Consider the following 23,004-nt stretch of genomic DNA (forward strand, 5'->3'; position numbering starts at 1 on the left):
CGGGCATCCGGCGTGACGGCCGCAGAGCGACAGCGGCAGCGGCCGGCGCGCGCCCAGGCGGCGGCGCGTGCGGCCCGCACAGGGCCGCCTTGACGCCGCCACCGAACCCGCCGCCGCTACCGGGACCGACCACGGCCGGGGGCGTTGATGGGACACATCGTCAAGACCCCTGCCGGCACCTACCGGGCCAACTGGCGTGATGCTGCCGGACGGCAGAAGGCCAAGACCTTCCGTACCAAGCGGGAGGCGTCAGCCTTCCTTGCCGAGATTGAGACGTCGTTGTCTCGCGGCTCCTACGTCGACCCGATGGCCGGTCGAACAACGTTCAGCGCCTACGCGGATCGCTGGTTGTCGTCCCGGTCGGTGGAGGCCACCACCCTTGCGGCCTGGTCGTCTCGCCTGCGGTCCCGGCTGCTGCCGCACTGGGGCGGCTGGCAGCTCGGGAAGATCGATCACCTCGCCGTGCAGGAGTGGGTGACCCAACTGGGTAAGCAAGTCGCCCCGGCCACCGTCGCGTCGTGCTTCGGCCTGTTCTCCTCGATCCTGGCCTCGGCCGTCCGGAGCCGGCTGATTGCGTTCAACCCCTGCGAGGGTGTCCGTCTCCCGGCACAGCGGAAGCGGGCTGGCGCGGTCCAGACCATCACTCAGGCCGACCTGACTAACCGTCTCCTTCCGGCGGTGCCTGAGTGGCGCCGGGCGCTTGTGGCCGCTGCTGCCGGAGCGGGTTTGCGGTGGGGTGAGTGCCTGGGCCTCCGGTGGGGTTGCGTTGATCTGGACGCGTCGACGCTGGCTGTCGAGCGTGTCGTGGTCGAGGTTGACGGTCACTTGTTCGACAAGCCCTACCCGAAGTCGGCCAAGAGCCGGCGGACTGTGCCGCTGGCTCTGTTCCTGGAACAGGCGCTCCGATGCCATCGCGAGCTGGTCGCGCATGGTCCGGATAACCGGGTCTTCACGAACTACGAGGGCGGGTCGATGTTGCGCAGCAATTTCCGCCGCCAGGTCTGGCGGCCGTCCCTCGTCCGTGCCGGGCTCCTCGGCCAGGTCGCCGAGATCGGGCCGTTCAAGTTCCGGGCCACCTGGCCCGACCGCGGCGGCGCTGAGTGGTCGGCGGAGTTCACCACCGAGCGGGAAGCGGTCGACTGCGTAGCGACCAAGGCAGCCGGCGGCCTACGGTTCCACGACCTGCGACACTGCTATGCGACCTGGTTGGTGTCCGGCGGCGTCCCGGTCAACATCGTCCAGGCGGTGATGGGCCACGAGCAGGCGTCGACCACGCTCAACCGCTACACGCACACGCCGGCCGATTTCCACGAGTCGGTGCGCTGGGTCTTCGGACAGTCTGCTGACGATCCGCTGACGACCAAAGATGATCCTCAATCCGGCGGGGAGCCGACGGAGGAGGAGGAGGAGGAGGAGGAGAGGCCGTGAGCAGGCCGGATGATGTGGTGGAGCCCAGGGGACTCGAACCCCTAACCCCTGCCTTGCAAAGGCAGTGCTCTGCCAGTTGAGCTAGGGCCCCGAGGGCGGTCGGCGCCGCGGTCGTCGACCGCCGCGCCGGACGTCAGCGCAGGTCGGGCGCGGTCGTCGCCTCGTGCCAGAGGGCACGCTCGTCGTTGGAAGCCTTGATCTTCTTAGCCACGACGGCGGCCACGCCGACAACGCCGACCAGAATCAGAAGCTTCTTGACCATGGGGCGACCCCTCGCGCTCGGCTGCCGTCGGACGACGTGCGGTGGGGCTAGCTGGAATCGAACCAGCGACCTCAGAGTTATCAGCTCTGCGCTCTAACCGACTGAGCTATAGCCCCGCGTTGCGACGGCCAACATTAACCCATCAGCGCGCGCCGCCCCAAATCGGGGGTGGCCTCGCGCGCCGCCGTCGCGGTCGAACCTACCCGAGTACGGAACGCCGGGGCGACCGCTTTCCACGGCGCCCCGGCGTCCGGTGTCTCAGTCCCGCTCGGCGAGCGTCAGCTCGATGCCGCCCACCAGGTCGGCGCACACGTTGTAGACGAACGCGCCGAGGGTCGCCAGCGCCGTGAACAGGACGACGTTGACCAGACCGATCAGGGCCGAGCTGAGGATCACGCCCTTGGCGGTGATCTGGAAGCCCTCGGTGCCCTGCCCACCGCCGGCGTTGACCAGGTCGGTGAGGCTCTCGTTGACGCTCTGGAAGACGCCCATCGCGTCCAGGGCGAGGTAGAGCACGGACGTGGCCACGACCACCACGATGAAGAGCACCACCGACACGGCGAAGGCGAACTTCATCACGGACCAGGGGTCGATCCGCTTGAGGTTCAGCCGGGCCCGGCGCGGCCCGCGCGAGGCCGCCGAGCTGACCGAGGTACGCGCGGCGCGTACCGCCTCACCGACGCGCGCGGCGCCGACGGCGGCCGCGTTGCCGATGCCCGGTGGCAGGCCACCGCCGTTGGGCACCCGGCCAGGACCGGGGCTGGGGCGGGCGGTGTCCGGCGCCGCGGCACCGCCGATCCGCGGCTGTGTGCCGGTGGCGGCGGCGGACACGCCGGCGCGTACCGGGATCTGCTGGGTCGCGCCCGGCCGGGCCGATGCGGTGGCCTTCGCGGCACCGCCTCCGGCGGCGTCCGTCGGCACCGCCTCGGTCTTGTCGCCGGAGCCCGCGTCCTCGGTCGGTTTGTCCGGCGGTGGGGCCATCCCGGGAGCCCGGGTGAATTTCGGGGCAGGCGCGTCGGCGGGGACCGTGGCACGGCCCACGGCCGCGCGGCCGGTCGCTGGTGCGCCGCCTCCTGCGGCCTCCTCGTCGACCGGGTTGGCCGAGGTCCCCGCGTTCCCCGACTTCGCCTGTGTCTCCGTCATTCAACTAGTCCTGTTCGTCAGGCTCGTCGGCATTGCGAGCAATCGCCACGATAGTCACGCCGTCCGGAAGGTCCATGAGCTTGACCCCCATTGTGTTCCGGTCACGCGTACGGCGTACAGGCTTCACCGGAGTCCGGATGACACCACCGTTGCTGGTGATGGCGAACAGTTCGTCGTCCGGGTCGATCACCACCGCACCGACCAGACCACCGCGTCGCTCTGTGATCTTCGCAGTCAGCACGCCTTTACCTCCCCGGCCCTGGACCGGGTATTCCTCGATCGGGGTACGTTTCGCATATCCCCCGTTCGTCGCGACCAGGACGTCCATGCCCGGCCGGACCACCTCCATGGCCAGCAGCATGTCGTCCTCGGCGAAGCGCATGCCGATCACGCCCGACGTGGCCCGGCCCATGGGCCGCAGCGCCTCGTCGGAGGCGTTGAATCGGATCGCCTGCGCGTTCTTCGAGACCAGCAGCAGGTCGTCCTCCGGCGCCACCAGGGCGGCACCGACCAGCTCGTCCTCATCGCGCAGGTTGATCGCGATGATGCCGCCCGACCGGTTGGAGTCGAACTCCTCAAGCCGCGTCTTCTTCACCAGGCCGTTCTTCGTGGCCAGTACCAGGTAGGGAGCGACCTGGTAGTTCGGAATCTCGATGATCTGCGCGATCTGCTCGTCCGGTTGGAAGGCGAGCAGGTTCGCCACGTGCTGACCCCTGGCAACCCTACTGGCTTCCGGAAGCTCGTAGGCCTTCGCCCGGTAGACCCGACCCTTGTTGGTGAAGAACAGGATCCAGTCGTGCGTCGAGCAGACGAAGAAGTGGCTGACGATGTCGTCCTGGCGCAGGTTGGCGCCGCTCACGCCCTTGCCGCCCCGGCGCTGCGAGCGGTACTGGTCGACCTTGGTCCGCTTCGCGTACCCGGTGCGGGTGATCGTGACGACCACGTCCTCGCGGGCGATGAGGTCCTCCATGGAGACCTCGCCGTCGAACGGCACGATCTGCGTCCGGCGGTCGTCGCCCCACTTCGCGATGATCTCGCCGAGCTCCTCGGAGACGATCCTCCGCTGCCGCTCCGGCTTGGCGAGGATGTCCTTGAGGTCGGCGATCTCCAGCTCCAGCTTGGCCAGGTCGTCGAGGATCCGCTGCCGCTCCAACGCCGCGAGCCGGCGCAGCTGCATGTCCAGGATCGCGGTCGCCTGGATCTCGTCGATCTCCAGGAGCCGGATGAGGCCCTGCCGGGCGTCCTCGACCGTGGGCGAGCGCCGGATCAGGGCGATCACCTCGTCGAGGGCGTCCAGCGCCTTGGCCAGACCGCGCAGGATGTGCGCCCGCTCCTCGGCCTTGCGCAGCCGGTACGCGGTCCGCCGGCGGATGACCTCCACCTGGTGGTCCACGTAGTAGCGGATGAACTGCGCCAGGTTGAGCGTGCGCGGCACGCCGTCGACCAGCGCCAGCATGTTGGCGCCGAACGTCTCCTGGAGCTGGGTGTGCTTGTAGAGGTTGTTCAGCACCACCTTGGCGACCGCGTCGCGCTTGAGCACGAGCACGAGCCGCATGCCCGTACGCCCGGAGGACTCGTCCCGGATGTCCGCGATCCCGCCGAGCTTGCCCTCCTTGATCAGCTCGGCGATCCGCTCGGCGAGGTTGTCCGGGTTGACCTGGTAGGGCAGCTCGCTGACGACCAGCGCGGGCCGGCCGCGCTTGTCCTCCTCGACCTCCACGACGGCGCGCATGCGGATGGAGCCGCGGCCCGTCCGGTACGCGTCCTGGATGCCCGCCGTGCCGACGATGAGGCCGTGGGTCGGGAAGTCCGGACCCTTGACGATCCCCAGCAGCGCCTCGAGCGTGGTGGCCTCGTCCTCGTCCGGGTGCTCCAGGCACCACTGCACGGCCGCGCCGATCTCCCGCAGGTTGTGCGGCGGGATCTTGGTGGCCATGCCGACGGCGATGCCCTCGGAGCCGTTGATGAGCAGGTTCGGGATGCGGGACGGCAGGATGGTCGGCTCCTTGGCCCGACCGTCGTAGTTGTCCTGCATGTCGACGGTGTCCTCGTCGATGTCCCGCATCATCTCCATGGCCAGCGGGTCGAGCTTGCACTCGGTGTACCGCATGGCCGCGGCGGGGTCGTTGCCCGGCGAGCCGAAGTTGCCGTTGCCGTCGACCAGCGGGTAGCGCAGCGACCACGGCTGCGCCATCCGGACCAGCGCGTCGTAGATCGGCGAGTCGCCGTGGGGGTGGAACTGACCCATGACGTCGCCGACGACCCGGGAGCACTTCACGTACCCGCGGTCCGGCCGGTAGCCGGAGTCGAACATCGCGTAGAGGATCTTGCGGTGGACCGGCTTGAGCCCGTCCCGGACGTCCGGCAGCGCACGCCCGACGATGACGCTCATCGCGTAGTCGAGGTAGGAGCGCTGCATCTCCACCTCGAGCCCGACCGGTTCGATGCGGTCGCGCGCGACGACGGCGCCGGTGGCCTCGGTGACCTCAGGCTCGTTCGGTGTGGACTCGGGGGAATCGGTCACTGTTTACCCTTATCAGACTCAGAGTCGTTTTCGTGCTGTGGATAACGGCTGTGGATATCGGCCAGGTTGTGGATAACTCTGTGGACCGGCGGGCCGGCCGGTGGACGCCGGGTCGGCCCGCCGGTCACCGTCAGATGTCCAGGAACCGGACGTCCTTGGCGTTGCGCTGGATGAACGACCGACGCGCCTCGACGTCCTCACCCATCAGCACGCTGAACAACTCGTCGGCGGTCGCCGCGTCGTCGAGCGTGACCTGACGCAGCGTACGCGTCGCCGGGTTCATCGTGGTCTCCCACAGCTCGGGGTAGTTCATCTCGCCGAGGCCCTTGAACCGCTGGATGTCGTCCGGCTTGGCGTTCGGCTTCTGCTGCTGGCGCAGCGCGATCAGCCCGTCGCGCTCCCGGTCGGAGTACGCGTACTGGGCGTCGTCGCCCTTCTTGTTCCACTTGATCTTGTAGAGCGGAGGGGCGGCCAGGTAGACGTGTCCCAGCTCCACGAGCGGTCGCATGAAGCGGAAGAGCAGGGTGAGCAGCAGGGTCTGGATGTGCTGGCCGTCGACGTCCGCGTCGGCCATCAGCACGATCTTGTGGTAGCGCAGCTTCTCGATGTCGAAGTCGTCGTGGATGCCGGTGCCCAGCGCCGTGATGAGCGCCTGGACCTCGTTGTTCTTCAGCACCCGGTCGATCCGGGCCTTCTCCACGTTGAGGATCTTGCCGCGGATCGGCAGGATCGCCTGGGTACGCGGGTCGCGCCCCTGCTTCGCCGAGCCGCCCGCCGAGTCGCCCTCGACGATGAAGACCTCGGACTCGCGCGGGTCGGTCGACTGGCAGTCGGCCAGCTTGCCCGGCATCGATCCGGACTCCAGCAGCGACTTGCGCCGGGCCAGCTTGCGGGCCTGCTGGGCGGCGATCCGGGCCCGGGCCGCCTGGGACGCCTTCTGGATGATGATCTTCGCCTCGGCCGGGTTCCGGTCGAACCAGTCGACCAGCCACTCGTTGCAGACCCGCTGCACGAAGCTCTTCACCGGCGTGTTGCCGAGCTTGGTCTTGGTCTGGCCCTCGAACTGCGGGTTCGCGAGCTTCACCGAGATGATCGCCGCGAGGCCCTCCCGGATGTCCTCGCCGGAGAGCTTCTCGTCGCTCTTGAGCAGCTTCCGGTCGGTGCCATACCGGTTGACGACGCTCGTGAGCGCGGCCCGGAAGCCCTCCTCGTGGGTGCCGCCCTCGTGCGTGTTGATCGTGTTGGCGAAGGTGTAGACCGACTCGCCGTACGACTCGTTCCACTGCATGGCGATCTCGACCGACATGCCCTCCTCCTCGGCGCCGAACTCGACCACCGTGCGGTGGATCGGGTTCTTCGAGGCGTTGAGGTGCCGGACGAAGTCGGCGATACCGCCCTTGTAGAGGAAGGTCACCTCGCGCGGCTTGCCGTCCTCGTCCTGCGCGCGCTCGTCGAGCAGGTGGATGGTGAGGCCGCGGTTGAGGAAGGCCATCTCCTGGAGGCGGCGGTAGATCGTCTGGAAGTCGAAGTCGACCGTCTCGAAGACGGCCGGGTCGGGCCAGAACGAGACCGCCGAGCCGGTGCGGTCGGTCGACTCGCCCTTCTCCAGCGGGCTGGGCTTGGAGTTCGTGTAGCTCTGCCGCCACACGAAGCCGTCCTTGTGGATCTCCACGAACATCTTCGTGGAGAGCGCGTTCACGACCGAGACACCGACACCGTGCAGACCGCCGGAGACGGCGTACGCCTTGCCGTCGAACTTGCCGCCGGCGTGCAGCACGGTCAGCGCCACCTCGACGCCCGGCTTCTTGAGCTTCGGGTGCAGGTCGACGGGGAAGCCTCGACCGTTGTCGGTCACCCGGACGCCGCCGTCGGCCAGGAGCACCACGTCGATGGTGTCGCAGTAGCCGGCCAGCGCCTCGTCGACGGCGTTGTCCACGACCTCCCAGACGAGGTGGTGCAGACCCCGCTCGCCGGTCGACCCGATGTACATACCGGGCCGCTTCCGGACGGCCTCCAACCCTTCGAGAACGGTGATCGATTCTGCGCCGTACTGCTGCTTGTCCTGCGCTGCCACCCTCGGCCACTTTCTCGCGCCGTCCGCGCCGCCAGGGGCGCGTCGGGCGCGGGTTCGGCGGACAGGACGCGACGTCGGCGCGGACCGGCACCGGAGCACATCCGGGTCACGGGTCGGTACGCGCCGTTCGCCGCGGATGTCCGCGGATCGCGATCGGCTCGACCCGACGTGGACAATGATCGCGGGCCCTTCTCCGGGCCCGTGTCCGTCGCTCCGCACCGGGTCTTCGTCTCTGCGTCAATCTTACTGTGCGTCGGCGGCTGAACCGCCACTCGGCACCCTCGCAAAGCGCCTGAGAACTCCGTAGCCGGCCGAACCGCCGCGTCCGCGACTCCCCCTACGCGCCAGGCCTTCACCACCGTGCCGCGCCCCGCGACGGGTGCACCCGCTGTCGGGCGGGTCGGGGGGTCGCGGACCGACCGGCGGTGCCGTACGTTTGCGGCGGTCCCGGACCCGCTCTTGATCTTTCCAGACCGGAACCGGACGATCTACCCGATCGACCCCCACACGTGCTCTTAAGAGGTGACCCCAGATGGGGCTGGACAACGTCGCGGTGCACTGGCCGCGTACCGGCCGCTTCTACGATCCGGTCGCGCCGGCCGAGTTCGTCGACTTCGGCGAGATCGTCGACATGCCGCGGATCTCCGCGCCGACAGCCGCGCTGGCCGAGTTGATCGCGAAGAGCGGCACGGTGCGGGCCACGGCGTACACGGAACTGGTGGACCTGCTGCTCGGCCTCGACGGTGTGCTCTACGCCACGGACGCCGCGGCCGAGGACGAGGACCCGGTGATCGACCCCGACGGCTGCGCCTGGATCGCGGACGGCATCGAGCGGTTCGTCGCCGGCCACCGGGAGCACGGCGAGGCGGTGACGTTCGAGTCCGTCAGCGCCGTGCTGCGCAGGCTGCTCGGTGACGGGCGCCTGGCCGAGCAGCAGCTCCGCTGGCTGGACGGGCGGCTCGACGCGCTGCGCGACGAGCGGGGCGAACCCCCGCAGTGGGACTTCACCTGCGCCGAGCTGAGCGTGCTGGCCGCGTTCTACCGGCGGTGCGCCGACCGTGGCTTCGCCGTCTACGCCGAGTCGGAGGCCCCCCGCCGGGCCACCCAGCCGTAGCGGAGGGGGGCCGCGGCGCCGCGCGAGACGCCGCCGCGCCCCCTGACCGGCCTCGCGTCAGCGGCCCGCCTCGTCCGCGGGCCGGTCGGCTGCGGGCCGGTTGGCCGCCGCGATGACCCGGGTGAGCGCGGCGTGCAGCTGCCGCAGCTCTTCCAGCGGCAGGCCGAGCCGCGAGACGATCGCCGGCGGGATCTCCTCCGCCCGGGCCCGTAGCGCCCGTCCGCTCTCGGTGAGCGTCACGGCGAGGCTCCGCTCGTCGGCGGGATCCCGCTCGCGGCGGACGTAGCCGTTCGACTCCAGGCGCTTGAGCAGCGGCGAGAGCGTGCCCGGGTCGAGCTGGAGCAGGCGACTGAGGTCGCGGACCGACAGCGGCGCGTGCTGCCACAGGGCGAGCATCACCAGGTACTGCGGATGGGTGAGGCCCATCGGCTCCAGCAACGGCCGGTAGACCCCGACGACGCCGCGCGCCGCGACCGACAGCGCGAAGCAGACCTGCTGTTCCAGCGCCAGGGGGTCCGCGTCGTCGAGCTGCTCACGCATGCCTGTCGACCTCCTTCGTGGCGGTGTTATCGTACCAACGTTTTGTGCACCAACTATTGGGGCACAAAACATCGGCGTGCGGTTCCCGAGCGGAGGTCAGCAGCATGAGCGAGGACCCGAAGGAGACCAGGAGCGCGGGCGAGGGTGGCCGGTTCTGGCGATTCGCCTACAAGTACCTGGCGGGCCCCGCCGAGGGGGTGCCGGGCGCGGTCTACGGGGGCTCGGCCGAGGCCCGTGAGGGGTGGAAGCGCGACCTGGAGAACCGCAAGCGCTACAGCCGCGAGCAGCGGGAGCGCAAGCGGGCCGCCCGCGAGGCGCGGCGCGACTCCTGATTCGCCGCCGCTCCCGGGCGACCCTGCCGCCGCTCGTCAAGACCCCGGCTGACGCACCGGGTCATGCGACAGCCGCCGCTGACTGCCGCGTCCGCCCCGCCGGTCAGCCGTAGGTGTCCCGCGGGCCGCGGCCCCGGACCCGGCGCGGCCCGCGCGACCACGACGGCGCGGCCGGGCCGTGGATGTGCAGCTTGCGCACCACGTTGTGGCCGACCTCCCGCGCGATCTGCTGGAGCAGCGAGCCCGCGAGCAGCCGCAACTGGGTCGCCCAGGCGGTGGAGCGGGCCTCCACGGTCAACTCGCCGTTCTCCAGCTTCACGGGGCGGCTGTGCTGGGCCACCTCCGGCCCGACCACGCGCTCCCACGCGCCGAAGACCGTCGCCTCGGCCGCCGGCTGCTGCCAGCCGCGCGCCTTGACGAGCCGGTTCAGCACCGCGCCGAGCGGCTGCGGGTCGCGCGGGTCCGGCCCCGGGCCGGAGTAGCCGCGCAGGCGCCGCTCGCCGCCGCCCGTGCCGGTCCCGGTACGCCGTCGGGTCCGTCCCGCCGCCTCCCGTCGCGCCTTCGCGGCGTCCAGCACGGCCCGGGCCAGTTGCGGCCCCGAGGCCCCGTCCGGCACGGCCTCACCACTGTCACCGCCGGCCCGCGCGGGGTCGGCCGCGGCGTCCCCGCCGGTTTCGCCCCGCGCGGCAGGGCGGCCATCCCGGGCGGTTCCGCCACCGGCGGGCGTACGCGCAGCCCCACGCCCGGTCGAGGAGGCGCGGCTCGCGTCACCCGTACCGGCGCCACCGGCACCGGTCCGCTCCGGTTCAGTCGACACGGCGCACCGTCCCCTCGCCCACCTCGTAGCGTGCTCCCCGCAGTGCCGCCGGCACGTCGTCGTCGACCGCGCAGGTGACCAGGAGCTGACTCGCCCCGCCGACGAGTTCGGCCAGCCGCTCGCGGCGCCCGGCGTCCAGCTCGGCGAACACGTCGTCGAGGACCAGCACCGGCTCGATACCGTCGGCGCGGAGCAGGTCGTACGCGGCCAGCCGCAGGGCGAGCGCGAACGACCAGGACTCGCCGTGGCTCGCGTACCCCTTGGCCGGCAGCGGGCCGAGGGTGAGGGCCAGCTCGTCCCGGTGCGGGCCGACGAGGGTGGTGCCCCGCTCGACCTCCGCCGACCGGGACTCGGCCAGCGCGGCGGTCAGCGCCCCCGCGAGCACCTCCCGATCCGTCGTGGGCTCGGGCAGCTCCACTGACGGGCGGTACGCGATCCCCGCCGCGCCCCGCCCGGCCGCCACGGCGTCGTACGCCTTGGCCACGTGCGGCGCCAGCGCGGACACCAGTTCCAGCCGGCCGGCGAGCAGGTCGGCCCCGTGCCGGGCGAGATGCGCGTCCCAGACGGCGAGCGTCGACAGGTCCCCGCCGCGCGTGCCGCCGGTCTTGCGGGCCAGGTACGCGGTCCGCAGCAGCGCGTTGCGCTGCTTGACCACCCGCTCGTAGTCGGCCCGGACCCCGGCGAACCGGGGCTGCCGGCTGACCAGCAGGTCGTCCAGGTAGCGGCGGCGTTCGGCGGGGTCGCCCCGGACGAGTTCCAGGTCCTCCGGGGCGAAGAGCACGAGCCGGAGCGCGCCGAGCACGTCGCGGGCCCGGCGGGCCGGGGAGCGGCCGAGCCGCGCCCGGTTCGCCTTCCCCGGGACGATCTCCAGCTCGACCAGCAGTTCCCGGCCCTCGTGCACGATCGCGCAGCGGATCACCGCCGAGCCGGCACCCATCCGCACGAGCGGGGCGTCCGTGGCGACCCGGTGGCTGTCCAGGGTCGCCACGTAGCCGAGCGCCTCGACGAGGTTGGTCTTGCCGACGCCGTTCGCGCCGATCAGGACGTTCGCCCCCGGCTCGAGGTCGACGCCGACCCGCTCGTACGAGCGGAAGTCGACCAGTTCCAGCCGGCGGACGTACACAGGGTGTGGATACCGCTCAGCGCTTGCGGACGGCGTGCCCACCGAACTGCTGGCGCAGCGCGGCCACCGCCTTCATGGCGGGCGAGTCGTCCTGGCGGGAGGCGAACCGGGCGAAGAGCGAGGCGGTGATGACGTTCAGCGGCACGGCGAGCCGGACCGCCTCGTCCACCGTCCACCGGCCCTCGCCGGTGTCCTCGGTGTAGCCGCTCAGCTCGGACAGGTCCGGGTCCTCGTCGAGCGCGCGGTCGAGCAGGTCGAGCAGCCACGAACGGACGACGGTGCCCTCGCGCCACGACTTGAACACGCCGGGCACGTTCGTGACCAGCTCGGAGGCGGTCAGCAGCTCGTAGCCCTCGGCGTAGGCGTGCATGAGGCCGTACTCGATGCCGTTGTGCACCATCTTGGCGTAGTGCCCGGCGCCCACCGGCCCGGCGTGCACGAAGCCGAACTCGCCCTCCGGCTTGAGCGCCTCGAAGATCGGCATGAGCCGGGCGACGTGCTCCTCCGAGCCGCCGACCATCAGCGCGTACCCGTTCTGCCGGCCCCAGACGCCGCCGGAGACGCCGACGTCGATGTAGCCGATGCCGCGCGCGTTCAGCCGCTCGGCACGGGGGGCGTCGTCGCTGAACCGCGAGTTGCCGCCGTCGATGATGATGTCGCCCTCGCCGAGCACGTCGGCGAGCTCGTCGATGGTCGCGTCGGTGACCCCGGCCGGGACCATCACCCAGACCGCGCGCGGCGACTCGAGCTTCTCCGCCAGCTCCGCGAGGGAGGCGACGTCGCTCAGCTCCGCGTTGTGGTCGAAACCGACCACCTCGTGGCCGGCGGCGCGCAACCGCTCGCGCATGTTGCCGCCCATCCGGCCGAGTCCTACCAGGCCGAGCTGCATCTGTCCTTACCTCCGGTGCGTGGGTGGTGCGGGCGCGATCAGCGGGAGACGCGGATCGGCATGATGAGGTAGCGGTACCCGGGCACGACCTCGCCATCCTCGCCCGCGGGAGAAATCACCGCCGGCTTGAAGGCGTCCACGAACGAGAGCACCGCCGTCTGCGCGCCCAGGTTGGCGAGGCCGTCGATCAGGTACTGCGGGTTGAAGCCGATGGTCAGCGGGTCGCCGGTGAAGGAGGCCTCCATGGCCTCGCTCGCCCGCGCCTCCTCGGAACCGCCGGCCTCGACGACCAGCCCGTCGGCGCTGAAGCTGAGGAGCACCGGGGTGGTCCGCTCGGCGACCAGCGCGACGCGCTTGACCACCTCGACCAGGGTGCTGACCGGCACCCGGGCCTCAGCGTTGTGGCTGGCCGGGAAGAGCGACCGCACCGGCGGGTAGTTGGCGCCGTCGAGCAGCCGGCTGGTGGTGCGCCGCGTGCCGCCGGCGAGGCCGATCATGCCCTCGCCGGCGCCGCCCGCGGCGAGCGCCAGCGTGACCTCGCCGCCGAGCGGGCCCAGGGCCTTGGCGGTGTCGTGCAGCGTGCGCGCGGGCACCAGGGCGTTGAGGCTCACGTCGGGGTCGTCCGGGTTCCACTGGATCTCGCGCAGTGCCAACCGGTAGCGGTCGGTGGCGAGCATGGCCAGGGTGCTGCCGGACAGCTCGATGCGTACGCCGGTCATCATCGGCAGCGTCTCGTCGCGGCCGGCGGCGACGGCCACCTGGGCGACGGCGGTGGCGAAGGCCGCCGCGTCGACGGTGCCGGCGCTCTCCGGCATCTCCGGCAGGGAGGGGTAGTCCTCCACGGGCATGGTGGGCAGCGTGAACCGGGCGCTGCCGCAGACCAGTTCGAGGTGGGCGCCGACGGCCGCGATGTCCACCGGCTTGGCCGGCAGCGCCTTGGTGATCTCGGCGAGGAGGCGACCGGAGACGAGGGCCGCGCCGTCCGCGTCGCCCTGCACCTCGACGGTCACCTGGCTGGAGACCTCGTAGTCGAAACCGGAAACCTGCAGGTTGCCGTCGGTGACCCGGAGCATGACCCCGGCCAGCACCGGTACGGACGGCCGGTTGGGCAGGCTCTTCGCGGTCCAGGCCACGGCCTCGGCGAGCGCGTCGCGCTCCACTCGGAACTTCATCAATGCCTCCGCGTCGACGTCGACGACAACTCTCTCATGCCGACCGCTGCCTGCCGACCCGCCCGACGGTGCGGGTACCTCTCGCACCTTAGGGCGCGGGGGCATCGGCTGTGCGCCCGACCCCGTGTCGGGCGCTGCCGCTCACCGCTGCTGCGGCAGCGCCCGGCCCGATCCACAGAAAGTCCAACGGTGATGATTGGTTTTTGTTCTTTCAGAAGAGATAACTCATCGTCTTCATCGCACCTGTGCAAACTGTGGAGAACCGGCGTCTGCGCAGGTGAGACAGGTTATCCACCGGTGTGGTCGCTGTGGAGAACCAGGGGGTCAACCCGTGTCCCGGTCCACAGGCCCGCTCCGCCCACATCGTTGTCCACCGTCGTCCACCGGTTGTCCACCGGAAATCCACCGACTTTCTCCCCAGGCCTGTGGACCGTTCGGATCGTCACGTTCGCCGTCATCCCCAGAACCTTCAACAGCTCGCCCACAGGCCGGTCCCCGTCGGTGGATGACCGGACCCGTTGTCCCCACCCGTCCACACACCGTCCCCAGGAGTTGTCCACAGCCTGTGGGTGATGGCGGGCGGACGGACCGTAGTTATCCACCGACGGTGGACAACGGGATGTGGACAACGACCGTGGGCGGTGGATGGACACGGTCCGATCCTGGAGGCTCGACCGGCTCGAGGGTCAAGGTGTGGAGAACGAGAAGGCCCCGCCGTGGGCGGGGCCGGGGAGAGGCGCCCCGGCAGCGGCCGGGTCGCGGGGCGTGCGGGCGTACGCCTCAGGTGTTCTGCTTGATCCGGTTGGTCAGCTCGGCGATCTGGTTGTAGAGCGAGCGCCGCTCGGCCATCTGCTGCCGGATCTTGCGGTCGGCGTGCATGACGGTGGTGTGGTCCCGGCCGCCGAACGCCTGCCCGATGCGCGGCAGCGAGAGGTCGGTCAGCTCCCGGCACAGGTACATGGCGACCTGGCGGGCGTTGACGAGGACCCGGGAGCGGGAGTGCCCGCGCAGGTCCTCCAGGCTCACCCCGAAGTAGTCGGCCGTGGAGACCATGATCTGGTCGGCGGTGATCTCCGGCCCGGCGCCGTCCGGGATGAAGTCCCTCAGCACCTCCTCGGCCAGCGACAGCTCGACCGTGGACCGGGTGAGGCTCGCGAACGCCGTCACCCGGATCAGCGCGCCCTCGAGTTCGCGGATCGAGTTCGACACCCGCGAGGCGATGAACTCCAGCACGTCCGGAGGCGCGAAGAGCCGCTCCTGCGCCGCCTTCTTCTGCAGGATCGCGATCCGGGTCTCCAGGTCGGGCGGCTGGATGTCGGCGAGCAGGCCCCACTCGAACCGGGTCCGCAGCCGGTCCTCCAGGGTCGCCAGCTGCTTCGGGGAGCGGTCGGAGGTGATGACGATCTGCTTGTTGGCGTTGTGCAGCGTGTTGAACGTGTGGAAGAACTCCTCCTGCGTCCGCTCCCGGTTCTCCAGGAACTGGATGTCGTCGATCAGGAGGATGTCCACGTCCCGGTAGCGCCGCTGGAACGCGCTGGTCTTGTCGTCCCGCAGCGAGTTGATGAAGTCGTTGGTGAACTCCTCGGTCGAGACGTACCGGACCGAGCGGGCGTTGCCGAGCGTCGTGGCGTAGTGGCCGATGGCGTGCAGCAGGTGGGTCTTGCCCAGCCCGGAGCTGCCGTAGATGAACAGCGGGTTGTACGCCTTCGCCGGCGACTCGGCGACGGCGACCGCGGCGGCGTGCGCGAACCGGTTGGACGAGCCGATGACGAACGTCTCGAACATGTACTTGGGGTTGAGCCGGTTGCCGCCGGTGTCGGCGCCGGGCAGCCGGCGCTCGTCCCGCAGACCGGGCCGGTGGTCGGCGCCGCCGCGGCCGGGGCCGCTGTCCGTCCCGCCGTCACGCGGAAGCGCCCGGATCACGTGCTGGTCGCGCGGTGACCCGCTGTCCTCCCGGTAGCGGGACTCGAACGGCCGGGCGTCCGGACCCGGCGGGTCGAGGCGGGCGGCCTGCTCGTCGAAGCCCCGCCGCTCGGGCGCCGGGCGGGGCGCCGGCGGCGGCTCGGCGAAGGCGGCGCTGAAGAGCGTCTCCTGCGCGTCCCCGGGGGCGGGGTGGCCGAGTTCCGGGCGGCGCGGGTCGGCGAACGAGGGCGCGGGCTCGGCCACGCGGCCGGGGCGCGGCTGCTCGGGGATCGCCAGCTCCGGCCGGGCGGCCCCGGCCGGCTCGTCGAGGAGGGTGGGCGCGTCGGTCTCCGGGCCGGCCGGCCCCGGCTCGGGTGCGGCCCGGTAGACGGTTCCGGCGGGTCGGCCCGTCGGGTCCTCGGCGACCCGGACGGTGACCGCCACCTGGATCGGCCGGCCCAGCCGGCGCGTGAGGGCCTCCGTGATCGCCGGACGCAGCCGCGACTCGATCACGTCCCGGGTGAAGGCGTCCGGGACGGAGAGCAGCGCGGTGTCCTCGACGATGGCCCGCAGCCGGGTCAGGCGGAGGTAGGCCCGTTGCTGCGCGGAGATGATCTCGTCGGCGAGCTCGTCCGTCGTCGCCGTCCACACCGCGGCAAGGTCGGTCGTACCGGCCACCGTCGTGCCACCCCCTCGCCTCTGCTCCCCGGCCGCCGCTGTCTGCCAGCCGGCCGTCCCGGGCCCGCCGGGTTCCCGCGGGTGGCGCACCACCACCCGAACGGCCGACCGGTCGTCGTCCACAAGTTATCCACAGCCTGTGTACCGACCGATTGTGGCCGTTCGTCGGACGCGGGTGGGACCTGCCCCCTGCCTAACGGGCGCTGAAGCGGGTACACCGTGCCGAACGATTCACTACCTTGTCCGGTCTTGCCGGTCGACTCCTGCCGGTCGACGACGACTGGCTCCCCCCGACGCCGACCGCAATCGGGCACGGTAACAGCGTTGTCCCTGAGCCATCAACCGCCGACGCGGCCCGGCCGTTGTCGGCATGAGTGAAAACCGCCGCACCGGTCGTCGGCGCGTCCGGCTGGACCCGGGCTGCACTGTTTGACGGCCATTGCCCCCCTGCGTAGGCTGGAGCGGCTGCTCTCACGCCCTCTGCTAGGGTGATGGGTGCTTGCTGTCCGCACTCGCCCCCCGGCATCCCCGGCGGGCCGCGTCGCCGGGCAGCGCCGATCGGAGGCCACCGTCCAGTGGCCTGGACCACCACACGACCCCGGTCCGGACGGGCCCTGGGGCGTACGACAACGGAGAGCCTGACGTGAGCAAGCGCACCTACCAGCCGAACAACCGCCGGCGCGCCAAGACCCACGGCTTCCGGCTGCGCATGCGCACCCGGGCCGGGCGGGCCATCCTCTCGACCCGTCGCGCCAAGGGCCGCGCCCGCCTGTCGGCCTGAGGCCGAGCGGGCAGGTCCGGGGGGACGTGGGGCAGTCGTGCTGGCGGCCGCGCAGCGACTGCGGCGCAGCACCGACTTCGCCGCAGCGGTCCGGGGTGGCCGACGCGCCGGCCGTGGGGCCGTCGTCGTGCACCTGACACTGCCCGCCGCCCCCGGGTCCTCGACACCGACATCGCCGGAGCCGGCGCGGGACACCGGTGCGGAGCAGCCCTCCGCGCCGACCCGCGCCGGCTTCGTCGTGTCCAAGGCCGTCGGGCCCGCCGTGGTCCGTAACCGGGTCCGTCGCCGGCTGCGGCACCTCGTCCGCGAGCGGCTGGGGCAGCTGCCGGCCGGCAGTACCCTGGTCGTCCGAGCCCTGCCGGCGGCCGCCGACGCGAGCTACCAGCGGCTCGGCGCCGACCTGGACGCGGCGCTCGCCGCGGCCCGGGCAGGCCGGGGGCGACGCCGATGAGCACCGGCCCCGCCTTCCCCCAGCCCAGCAGCGCGGCCGCCCGTGTGCTGAGCGGGCCCATCATCGCGTACCGTCGGTGGATAAGCCCGGCACTGCCGGCCCGCTGTCGGTTCTACCCGTCGTGCAGTGCGTACGCCCTCGAGGCGGTGGCCCGGCACGGCGCGGTCCGCGGAGCCGGCCTCGCGGTCCGGCGGCTGCTGCGCTGCCACCCCTTCCACCCAGGTGGACATGACCCGGTGCCGGAGCCGGGCGGTCGCCGCCGTGCCGATGTGACTGGAGCTCCGAATTGAGTCTCGACTGGATCTACTACGCGATTTCGTGGATCCTGCTGACCTGGCACTCGGCCTGGGACGCCATCGGAGTGCCGGTCGACGCCGTGATCGGCACGAACTTCGCCTGGATCCTGGCCATCGTCTTCCTGGTGGTCACCGTCCGGGTGATCCTGTTCCCGATCTTCGTCAAGCAGATCAAGTCGCAGCGCGCCATGCAGGCGCTGCAGCCGAAGGTCAAGGAGCTTCAGGAGAAGCACAAGGGTGACCGGGAGACGCTCCAGAAGGAGATGATGGAGCTCTACCGGAAGGAAAAGGCCAACCCGCTCATGGGCTGCCTTCCGATGTTCCTCCAGATCCCCGTCTTCCTGGGCCTCTTCCACGTGCTCCGCCGGCTCGACCCGGCCAAGCAGGCCAAGACCCTCTACGGCTGGTCGGTCGAGCAGTTCGACAGCGCCTCCAGCGCCAAGCTCTTCACGGCGCCGATCGCCGGCAAGTTCGGCTCCACCGCCGACGAGCTGGCCCGGCTCGGCGCCAACGGCACCACCGTCAAGATCATCGCGGGCGTCCTGGTCCTCGTGATGATGGGTACCACGTACCTCACCAGCCGCCAGATGATCCTCAAGACCGGATGGGCCGAGGACCCGCAGCAGCGGATGATCCAGCGCCTGATGCTCTACGGCATCCCGCTGTCGCTGCTCATCTCCGGCGCGATCTTCCCGATCGGTGTGATCATCTACTGGGTCACCAACAACCTCTTCACCCTCGGCCAGCAGCAGTGGGTGCTCCGCAAGTACCCGCCGCCGGCCACCGCCACCAGCAAGGCCACGTCGGGGGCCCGGAACCCGGTGCAGCCGGCCAAGACGGGTGCCCTGTTCGGGCGCAAGCCGGCCCCGCAGCCGCCGGCGAAGGCGACCGCTCCGAAGGTCGCCGCGCCGAAGCCGGGCGCCAAGCCCGTGAACCCGAAGAAGGGGCGCCCCGCCAAGCGGCGTGGCTAGTTGGTGGTACGGGCCGCCGCGGGAGACCGCCGGCGGCCCGTTCCGCACCGTGCCGCCGCCGTACGGCCGGCGCCGGGCGGAACACCCCGCGCGTGGCGCGGCCACGGGCGACACTGCCCGTACAGACGTGCCCGCGGGCACCGGCGACCTCCCGCCGGGGCTCCGGGAGACCAACGGACCCGACGGTCCGGCCGAGCGACTACGGAGATGAGACCGTGACGGACACCAGCATCCCCCGCGCCGACGAGTCCCTGGACGAGGAGGGGACCGAGCCGATCGAGGCGAGCGACGACACCGACGCCGAACTCGAGGCCGAGGAGGCCGAAGAGGGCGGCCGGGAGAAGAAGGCCCCGGCCGAGAACGACCTCTTCCGGCAGAGCGAGATCGCCGCCGACTACGTGGAGGGGCTGCTCGACATCCTCGACTACGACGGCGACATCGACGAGCTGGTCTCCGGTGGCCGTCCGGTCGTCGAGGTCGTCGGCGCCCGGCTTCAGAACCTGGTGGGCCAGCGCGGCGCCACCCTGGAGGCGCTCCAGGAGCTCGCCCGGCTCGCCGTCTTCCGGCAGACCGGCTCGCCGAGCCGGCTGCTGCTCGACGTCGGCGGCTACCGCGCCACCCGCCGCAAGGAACTCGCCGCCGTGGCCCGCAACGCCGTGGAGAAGGTGAAGGAGTACGGCGAACCGGTCCGGCTCGAGCCGATGTCCGCCTTCGAGCGCAAGTGCGTGCACGACGTGGTCAACGCGATCGCCGGGGTGGAGAGCGAGTCGGAGGGTGTCGAGCCGAACCGGCGCGTCGTCGTCCGGCCGGTGGACTGACCGGGTGACCCACGACGACACCGCGGCCGGCGCCGCGACCGGCCCGGGTGGCACCACACCCGGGCCGTCGGCTGTCCGGCCCGGGCGTGAGGCGTCGGCTGACCGGTCGGCTCGCGGGGCATCGGCTGACCGGTCGGCTCGTGGGGCGTCTGCTGACCGGCAAGGGCCGGAGGCGTCGGATGAACGGCGCGTGGGGCGTGGGGCGTCGGGTGACGGGTCTGTTGGCCGCTCGGGGCGTGAGGCGTCGGGCGACCGGGCTGCCGGCCGCTCGGGGCGTCCTCCGGTGGTCGGTTCGCCGGCCGCCTCGGGCGGGACTCCGGCTCCCGATCCGGCCGACGCGACCTTGCCGCCGGAGCTGGCCGGCGCGGCCCGCGCCCTGTTCGGTGACCGTATCGACCTCGCCGCCGCGTACGCCGAACTGCTGGCGACCGACGGCGTGGTGCGGGGCCTCATCGGTCCCCGCGAGGCACCCCGGATCTGGGACCGGCACCTGCTGAACTGTGCGGCGGTGGCCGAGCGGATCCCGGAGGGGGCCGAGGTGCTGGATGTCGGCTCCGGCGCCGGCCTGCCCGGCCTGGTGCTGGCCATCGCCCGCCCGGACCTGGCCGTCACCCTCATCGAGCCGCTCGCCCGCCGCACCTCGTTCCTCGTCGAGGCCGTGGACCGGCTCGGCCTTGCCGGGACCGTCCGCGTGTTCCGCGGCCGGGCCGAGGAGGCCGCAACGGGGACGGACGACTCCGGCCCGCTCCGGGGGGACGTCGTTACCGCCCGTGCCGTGGCCCCACTGGACCGCCTCGCCGCGTGGTGCCTACCGCTCGCCGTGCCGCACGGGCGGCTCGTCGCGCTCAAGGGCGCCTCGGTGGCCGACGAGATCGCCGAGCACGCGGCCACGGTGGCGAACCTCGGCGGCGGGGAGCCCACCGTGCACCGGTGCGGCGTCGGCGTCATCGAACCACCCACCACGGTCGTGGAGGTCGTCCGGGAACGGGTCGTGGCTCCCGCACGTGCGTCCGCGCGCCGGAAGTCCCGGGGTGGTCGTACGCGTCGGCGTTGACGATCGCGGTGCTTCGCGACCCCCAACGCCATTCCGGGCATCGCGGCTCTCTCGTTGTACCGGTGGTTCCCCTGTGAATCCGTGCGGGCGGAGGGAAGGATGAGAACCCGACGTGGACCCGCCGCGCCCGTCCGCCGTAGGCTGGCCGCGCGTCGATAGTGTGGAGCGGGCGGCGACCGACGTGACGGTTCCGGCCGCTTCCCCCGGCCGCAGGCACCGCGGGAGGCGTGCGCGGGCGTGGCCAGTTGACGGGTGCGGACCGACCATCCGAAGCGGGCAGGGATGACAGGTGCATGACGACGGCAGGTACGACGACCCACGCGCGATGGGATCAGCCAGCGAGCACGTTTCACGTGAAACCGACTACCCCGGCTGGTCGCCCGGCGGACCCTCGGCGGACCGACCCGTCGACCCCACTGCGGTGAGTCGCCCGGCGAACGCCCCTGCGGAGGTCCGCTCGTCGACCGGGCGACGCAACATCGCCGCGTCGGCGCGGTTCGAGCCCGCGCTCCCGCACCAGCCCACCCCCGATGCGGTACGCGACGCCGCTCCGGCCCCGGCGGTGTCCGACGCCCCCGTCGCCGCGGTCGAGCCGTACGCGGCCGCCCAGGTTGATCCCGCGTTCGTTTCACGTGAAACGGCCGATGACGATGACCCACCGTTGGCAATGGAGGCGATGCGCGCCGTGCAGATCCTGAACCCGAGTGGCGAGGTGACCATGCCTCGGCCGGAGCGGACCCGGGTCATGTGCGTCGCGAACCAGAAGGGCGGTGTGGGGAAGACGACCACCACGGTCAACCTGGCCGTGGCGCTCGCGCTGCACGGCAACCGGGTGCTCGTCGTCGACCTCGACCCGCAGGGCAACGCCTCGACCGGGCTGAACGTGCCGCACCACACCGGGGTGCCGGACGTCTACGACTGCCTCATCAACGGGGTGCCGCTGGAGGACGTCGCCCAGGGCGTCGAGGGCATCCCGAACCTGTGGTGCGTGCCGGCCACCATCGACCTGGCCGGCGCGGAGATCGAACTCGTCTCGGTCGTCGCCCGCGAGTCCCGGCTCGCCCGGGCGATCGCCGCCTACCCCGGGCACTTCGACTACGTCTTCATCGACTGCCCGCCCTCGCTCGGCCTGCTCACCGTGAACGCGCTGGTAGCCGCGCAGGAGGTGCTCATCCCCATCCAGTGCGAGTACTACGCGCTGGAGGGGCTGAACCAGCTCATCAACAACATCAACCTGGTCCGGCAGCACCTCAACCCCCGGCTCGAGGTCTCCACCATCCTCCTCACCATGTACGACCGGCGTACGCGGCTGGCGGACGCGGTCGAGCAGGACGTGCGGAACCACTTCGGCGACAAGGTCCTCCGGGCCGTCATCCCCCGCAACGTCCGCGTCTCCGAGGCGCCGAGCTACGGCCAGTCGGTGATGACCTACGATCCCGGATCGCGGGGGGCCACGAGCTACTTCGAGGCGGCCCAGGAGATCGCCGAGCGGGGCGTCATGGAGCCGGTGAGCCGGAATGCGTAGTGCGGACGAGTCGTCGGGAGGCGTGGAATGAAGAACCGTCCTCGGGGCGGTCTGGGTCGAGGCCTGGGGGCGCTCATTCCGACCGGGCCGGCGGCCGGCGCCGTCGCGGGCACGGCTGACCCCACGGGTACGCCCGCGGCCGTCGCCGCCACGGGCGGCGTGCCGGCCGCAGCCCCGGCAACGCCCTCTCCCGAGCCCGACTCGACGCTGAGCCCGGTTCCGGGAGCCCGGTTCGCCGAGATTCCCGTCGACGCGATCGTGCCGAACCCGAAGCAGCCCCGGCAGGTCTTCGACGAGGAGGCGCTGGAGGAGCTGAAGATCTCGATCCAGGAGGTCGGCTTCCTCCAGCCCATCGTCGTACGCCAGCTCGATGGCGAGAAGTACGAGCTGGTCATGGGCGAGCGCCGGTGGCGGGCCGCGCAGGCGGTCGGCAAGGAGCGCATCCCGGCGATCGTCCGGGACACGCGGGACGACGCCATGCTCCGGGACGCCCTGCTCGAGAACATCCACCGGGCGAACCTCAACCCGCTGGAAGAGGCGGCCGCCTACCAGCAGTTGCTGGAGGAGTTCGGGGCCACGCACGAGGAACTGGCGCGCCGGATCGGCCGCAGCCGGCCGCAGATCTCGAACACGATCCGGCTGCTGAACCTCCCCGCTCAGGTGCAGCGGCGGGTCGCCGCCGGGGTGCTGTCCGCGGGGCACGCCCGGGCGCTGCTGAGCCTCGACGACGCGGAGGCCCAGGAGCAACTGGCGCTGCGCATCGTCGCCGAAGGGCTCTCCGTACGCGCCACCGAGGAGATCGTGGCGCTGGCGCTCAGCGACGGCCCGGCGAAGTCGCCGGCCGCGAAGCGGCGGCCGAAGCCTCACGCCCCGGCGCTCAATGATTTGGCCGAGCGGCTGTCCGACCGCTTCGACACGCGGGTGAAGGTGGACATCGGCCGGAACAAGGGCAAGATCACGATCGAGTTCGCGACGGTCGACGACCTGGAGCGGATCGTCGGGATCATCGGGGTCGGCCAGGAGTCGACCGAAGGCTGATCCTGCCGCTGCCGCTGCCGGGTTGCCGGTGCCGGTGCCGGGTTGCCGGTGCCGAGGCTCCGCCGCGCGACG

At 71.6% G+C, this 23,004-nt stretch carries 21 protein-coding genes and 2 tRNA genes; 11 read left to right on the top strand and 12 right to left on the bottom strand.

Translation table 11 applies throughout. The features are described from left to right. The first annotated feature begins 147 nt into the window (after positions 1-147). The gene (locus tag OG994_RS24675) at positions 148-1,428 is read left to right on the top strand and encodes a tyrosine-type recombinase/integrase (RefSeq protein WP_328851128.1); all 1,281 of its coding nucleotides are present in this window, start codon (positions 148-150) and stop codon (positions 1,426-1,428) included. 15 nt (positions 1,429-1,443) lie between these two features. On the opposite strand, the gene OG994_RS24680 is transcribed toward OG994_RS24675, so the two are convergent. The 6 genes from OG994_RS24680 to gyrB form a co-directional block, all read right to left on the bottom strand. After that, a tRNA-Ala gene (locus tag OG994_RS24680) sits at positions 1,444-1,519 on the bottom strand. Between the two features lie 42 nt (positions 1,520-1,561). Further along, positions 1,562-1,690, bottom strand: coding sequence for a DLW-39 family protein (locus OG994_RS24685; RefSeq protein WP_240032904.1), 129 nt, complete (start codon positions 1,688-1,690; stop codon positions 1,562-1,564). Positions 1,691-1,732: 42 nt separating this feature from the next. Further along, positions 1,733-1,806 (bottom strand) — tRNA-Ile (locus OG994_RS24690). Between the two features lie 142 nt (positions 1,807-1,948). Continuing rightward, the gene (locus tag OG994_RS24695; RefSeq protein ID WP_120328301.1) at positions 1,949-2,833 is read right to left on the bottom strand and encodes a DUF3566 domain-containing protein; all 885 of its coding nucleotides are present in this window, start codon (positions 2,831-2,833) and stop codon (positions 1,949-1,951) included. A gap of 4 nt (positions 2,834-2,837) precedes the next feature. Next, on the bottom strand, positions 2,838-5,357 hold the full coding sequence (gene gyrA / locus OG994_RS24700; protein WP_120328302.1) for a DNA gyrase subunit A: 2,520 nt from the start codon (positions 5,355-5,357) through the stop codon (positions 2,838-2,840). A gap of 130 nt (positions 5,358-5,487) precedes the next feature. After that, entirely contained in the window at positions 5,488-7,431 is a 1,944-nt protein-coding gene (gyrB, locus tag OG994_RS24705) for a DNA topoisomerase (ATP-hydrolyzing) subunit B (protein WP_120328303.1), read from the bottom strand. 532 nt (positions 7,432-7,963) lie between these two features. Between gyrB and OG994_RS24710 the strand changes: the two genes are divergently transcribed. After that, on the top strand, positions 7,964-8,545 hold the full coding sequence (locus OG994_RS24710) for a hypothetical protein (RefSeq protein WP_120328304.1): 582 nt from the start codon (positions 7,964-7,966) through the stop codon (positions 8,543-8,545). A 57-nt stretch (positions 8,546-8,602) separates the two neighbouring features. Here OG994_RS24710 and OG994_RS24715 read toward each other — a convergent pair whose 3' ends face one another. Continuing rightward, on the bottom strand, positions 8,603-9,085 hold the full coding sequence (locus OG994_RS24715; RefSeq protein ID WP_120328305.1) for a MarR family winged helix-turn-helix transcriptional regulator: 483 nt from the start codon (positions 9,083-9,085) through the stop codon (positions 8,603-8,605). Between the two features lie 104 nt (positions 9,086-9,189). Here OG994_RS24715 and OG994_RS24720 point away from each other — a divergent pair, with 104 nt between their 5' ends. Continuing rightward, the gene (locus OG994_RS24720; protein ID WP_120328306.1) at positions 9,190-9,417 is read left to right on the top strand and encodes a hypothetical protein; all 228 of its coding nucleotides are present in this window, start codon (positions 9,190-9,192) and stop codon (positions 9,415-9,417) included. A 103-nt stretch (positions 9,418-9,520) separates the two neighbouring features. Here the strand turns inward: OG994_RS24720 and OG994_RS24725 are convergent, their stop codons facing one another. The 5 genes from OG994_RS24725 to dnaA all read right to left on the bottom strand — a co-directional run bounded on the left by OG994_RS24725 (position 9,521) and on the right by dnaA (position 15,998). After that, positions 9,521-10,033: a DUF721 domain-containing protein gene (locus tag OG994_RS24725; protein ID WP_120328307.1), complete on the bottom strand. Its 513-nt coding sequence runs from the start codon at positions 10,031-10,033 to the stop codon at positions 9,521-9,523. A gap of 190 nt (positions 10,034-10,223) precedes the next feature. After that, the gene (gene recF / locus OG994_RS24730) at positions 10,224-11,357 is read right to left on the bottom strand and encodes a DNA replication/repair protein RecF (RefSeq protein WP_328851129.1); all 1,134 of its coding nucleotides are present in this window, start codon (positions 11,355-11,357) and stop codon (positions 10,224-10,226) included. A gap of 16 nt (positions 11,358-11,373) precedes the next feature. Then, on the bottom strand, positions 11,374-12,246 hold the full coding sequence (gene gnd / locus OG994_RS24735) for a phosphogluconate dehydrogenase (NAD(+)-dependent, decarboxylating) (protein WP_120328309.1): 873 nt from the start codon (positions 12,244-12,246) through the stop codon (positions 11,374-11,376). Between the two features lie 38 nt (positions 12,247-12,284). Then, positions 12,285-13,418: a DNA polymerase III subunit beta gene (gene dnaN / locus OG994_RS24740; protein ID WP_120328310.1), complete on the bottom strand. Its 1,134-nt coding sequence runs from the start codon at positions 13,416-13,418 to the stop codon at positions 12,285-12,287. A gap of 780 nt (positions 13,419-14,198) precedes the next feature. Beyond that, entirely contained in the window at positions 14,199-15,998 is a 1,800-nt protein-coding gene (gene dnaA / locus OG994_RS24745; RefSeq protein WP_328851130.1) for a chromosomal replication initiator protein DnaA, read from the bottom strand. 643 nt (positions 15,999-16,641) lie between these two features. On the opposite strand from dnaA, the gene rpmH reads away from it, so the two are divergent. From rpmH to OG994_RS24785, 8 genes are all read left to right on the top strand, one after another. Further along, a complete protein-coding gene (gene rpmH / locus OG994_RS24750; RefSeq protein ID WP_007073824.1) occupies positions 16,642-16,779 on the top strand; it encodes a 50S ribosomal protein L34 in 138 nt (45 codons plus the stop codon). Between the two features lie 37 nt (positions 16,780-16,816). Then, entirely contained in the window at positions 16,817-17,230 is a 414-nt protein-coding gene (gene rnpA, locus OG994_RS24755; protein WP_120328311.1) for a ribonuclease P protein component, read from the top strand. Continuing rightward, complete coding sequence (yidD, locus tag OG994_RS24760; protein WP_120328312.1) at positions 17,227-17,520, top strand: membrane protein insertion efficiency factor YidD; 294 nt, start codon at positions 17,227-17,229, stop codon at positions 17,518-17,520. Before rnpA ends, yidD begins: the two co-directional genes overlap by 4 nt. Continuing rightward, a complete protein-coding gene (yidC, locus tag OG994_RS24765) occupies positions 17,517-18,497 on the top strand; it encodes a membrane protein insertase YidC (RefSeq protein WP_328851131.1) in 981 nt (326 codons plus the stop codon). Before yidD ends, yidC begins: the two co-directional genes overlap by 4 nt. Before the next feature lie 215 nt (positions 18,498-18,712). After that, positions 18,713-19,315 (top strand): Jag family protein, encoded by a 603-nt coding sequence (locus OG994_RS24770; RefSeq protein ID WP_328851132.1) that lies wholly within the window; start codon positions 18,713-18,715, stop codon positions 19,313-19,315. Positions 19,316-19,598: 283 nt separating this feature from the next. Further along, positions 19,599-20,369, top strand: a complete 771-nt coding sequence (gene rsmG, locus OG994_RS24775) for a 16S rRNA (guanine(527)-N(7))-methyltransferase RsmG (protein ID WP_407942545.1) — start codon at positions 19,599-19,601, stop codon at positions 20,367-20,369. Between the two features lie 289 nt (positions 20,370-20,658). Further along, positions 20,659-21,894, top strand: a complete 1,236-nt coding sequence (locus tag OG994_RS24780; RefSeq protein ID WP_120328315.1) for a ParA family protein — start codon at positions 20,659-20,661, stop codon at positions 21,892-21,894. 27 nt (positions 21,895-21,921) lie between these two features. Further along, positions 21,922-22,932 (top strand): ParB/RepB/Spo0J family partition protein, encoded by a 1,011-nt coding sequence (locus tag OG994_RS24785; RefSeq protein ID WP_120328316.1) that lies wholly within the window; start codon positions 21,922-21,924, stop codon positions 22,930-22,932. Positions 22,933-23,004: the final 72 nt, after the last annotated feature.

It is taken from the genome of Micromonospora globbae (assembly GCF_036184225.1).
GTDB classification, from domain to species: domain Bacteria; phylum Actinomycetota; class Actinomycetes; order Mycobacteriales; family Micromonosporaceae; genus Micromonospora; species Micromonospora globbae.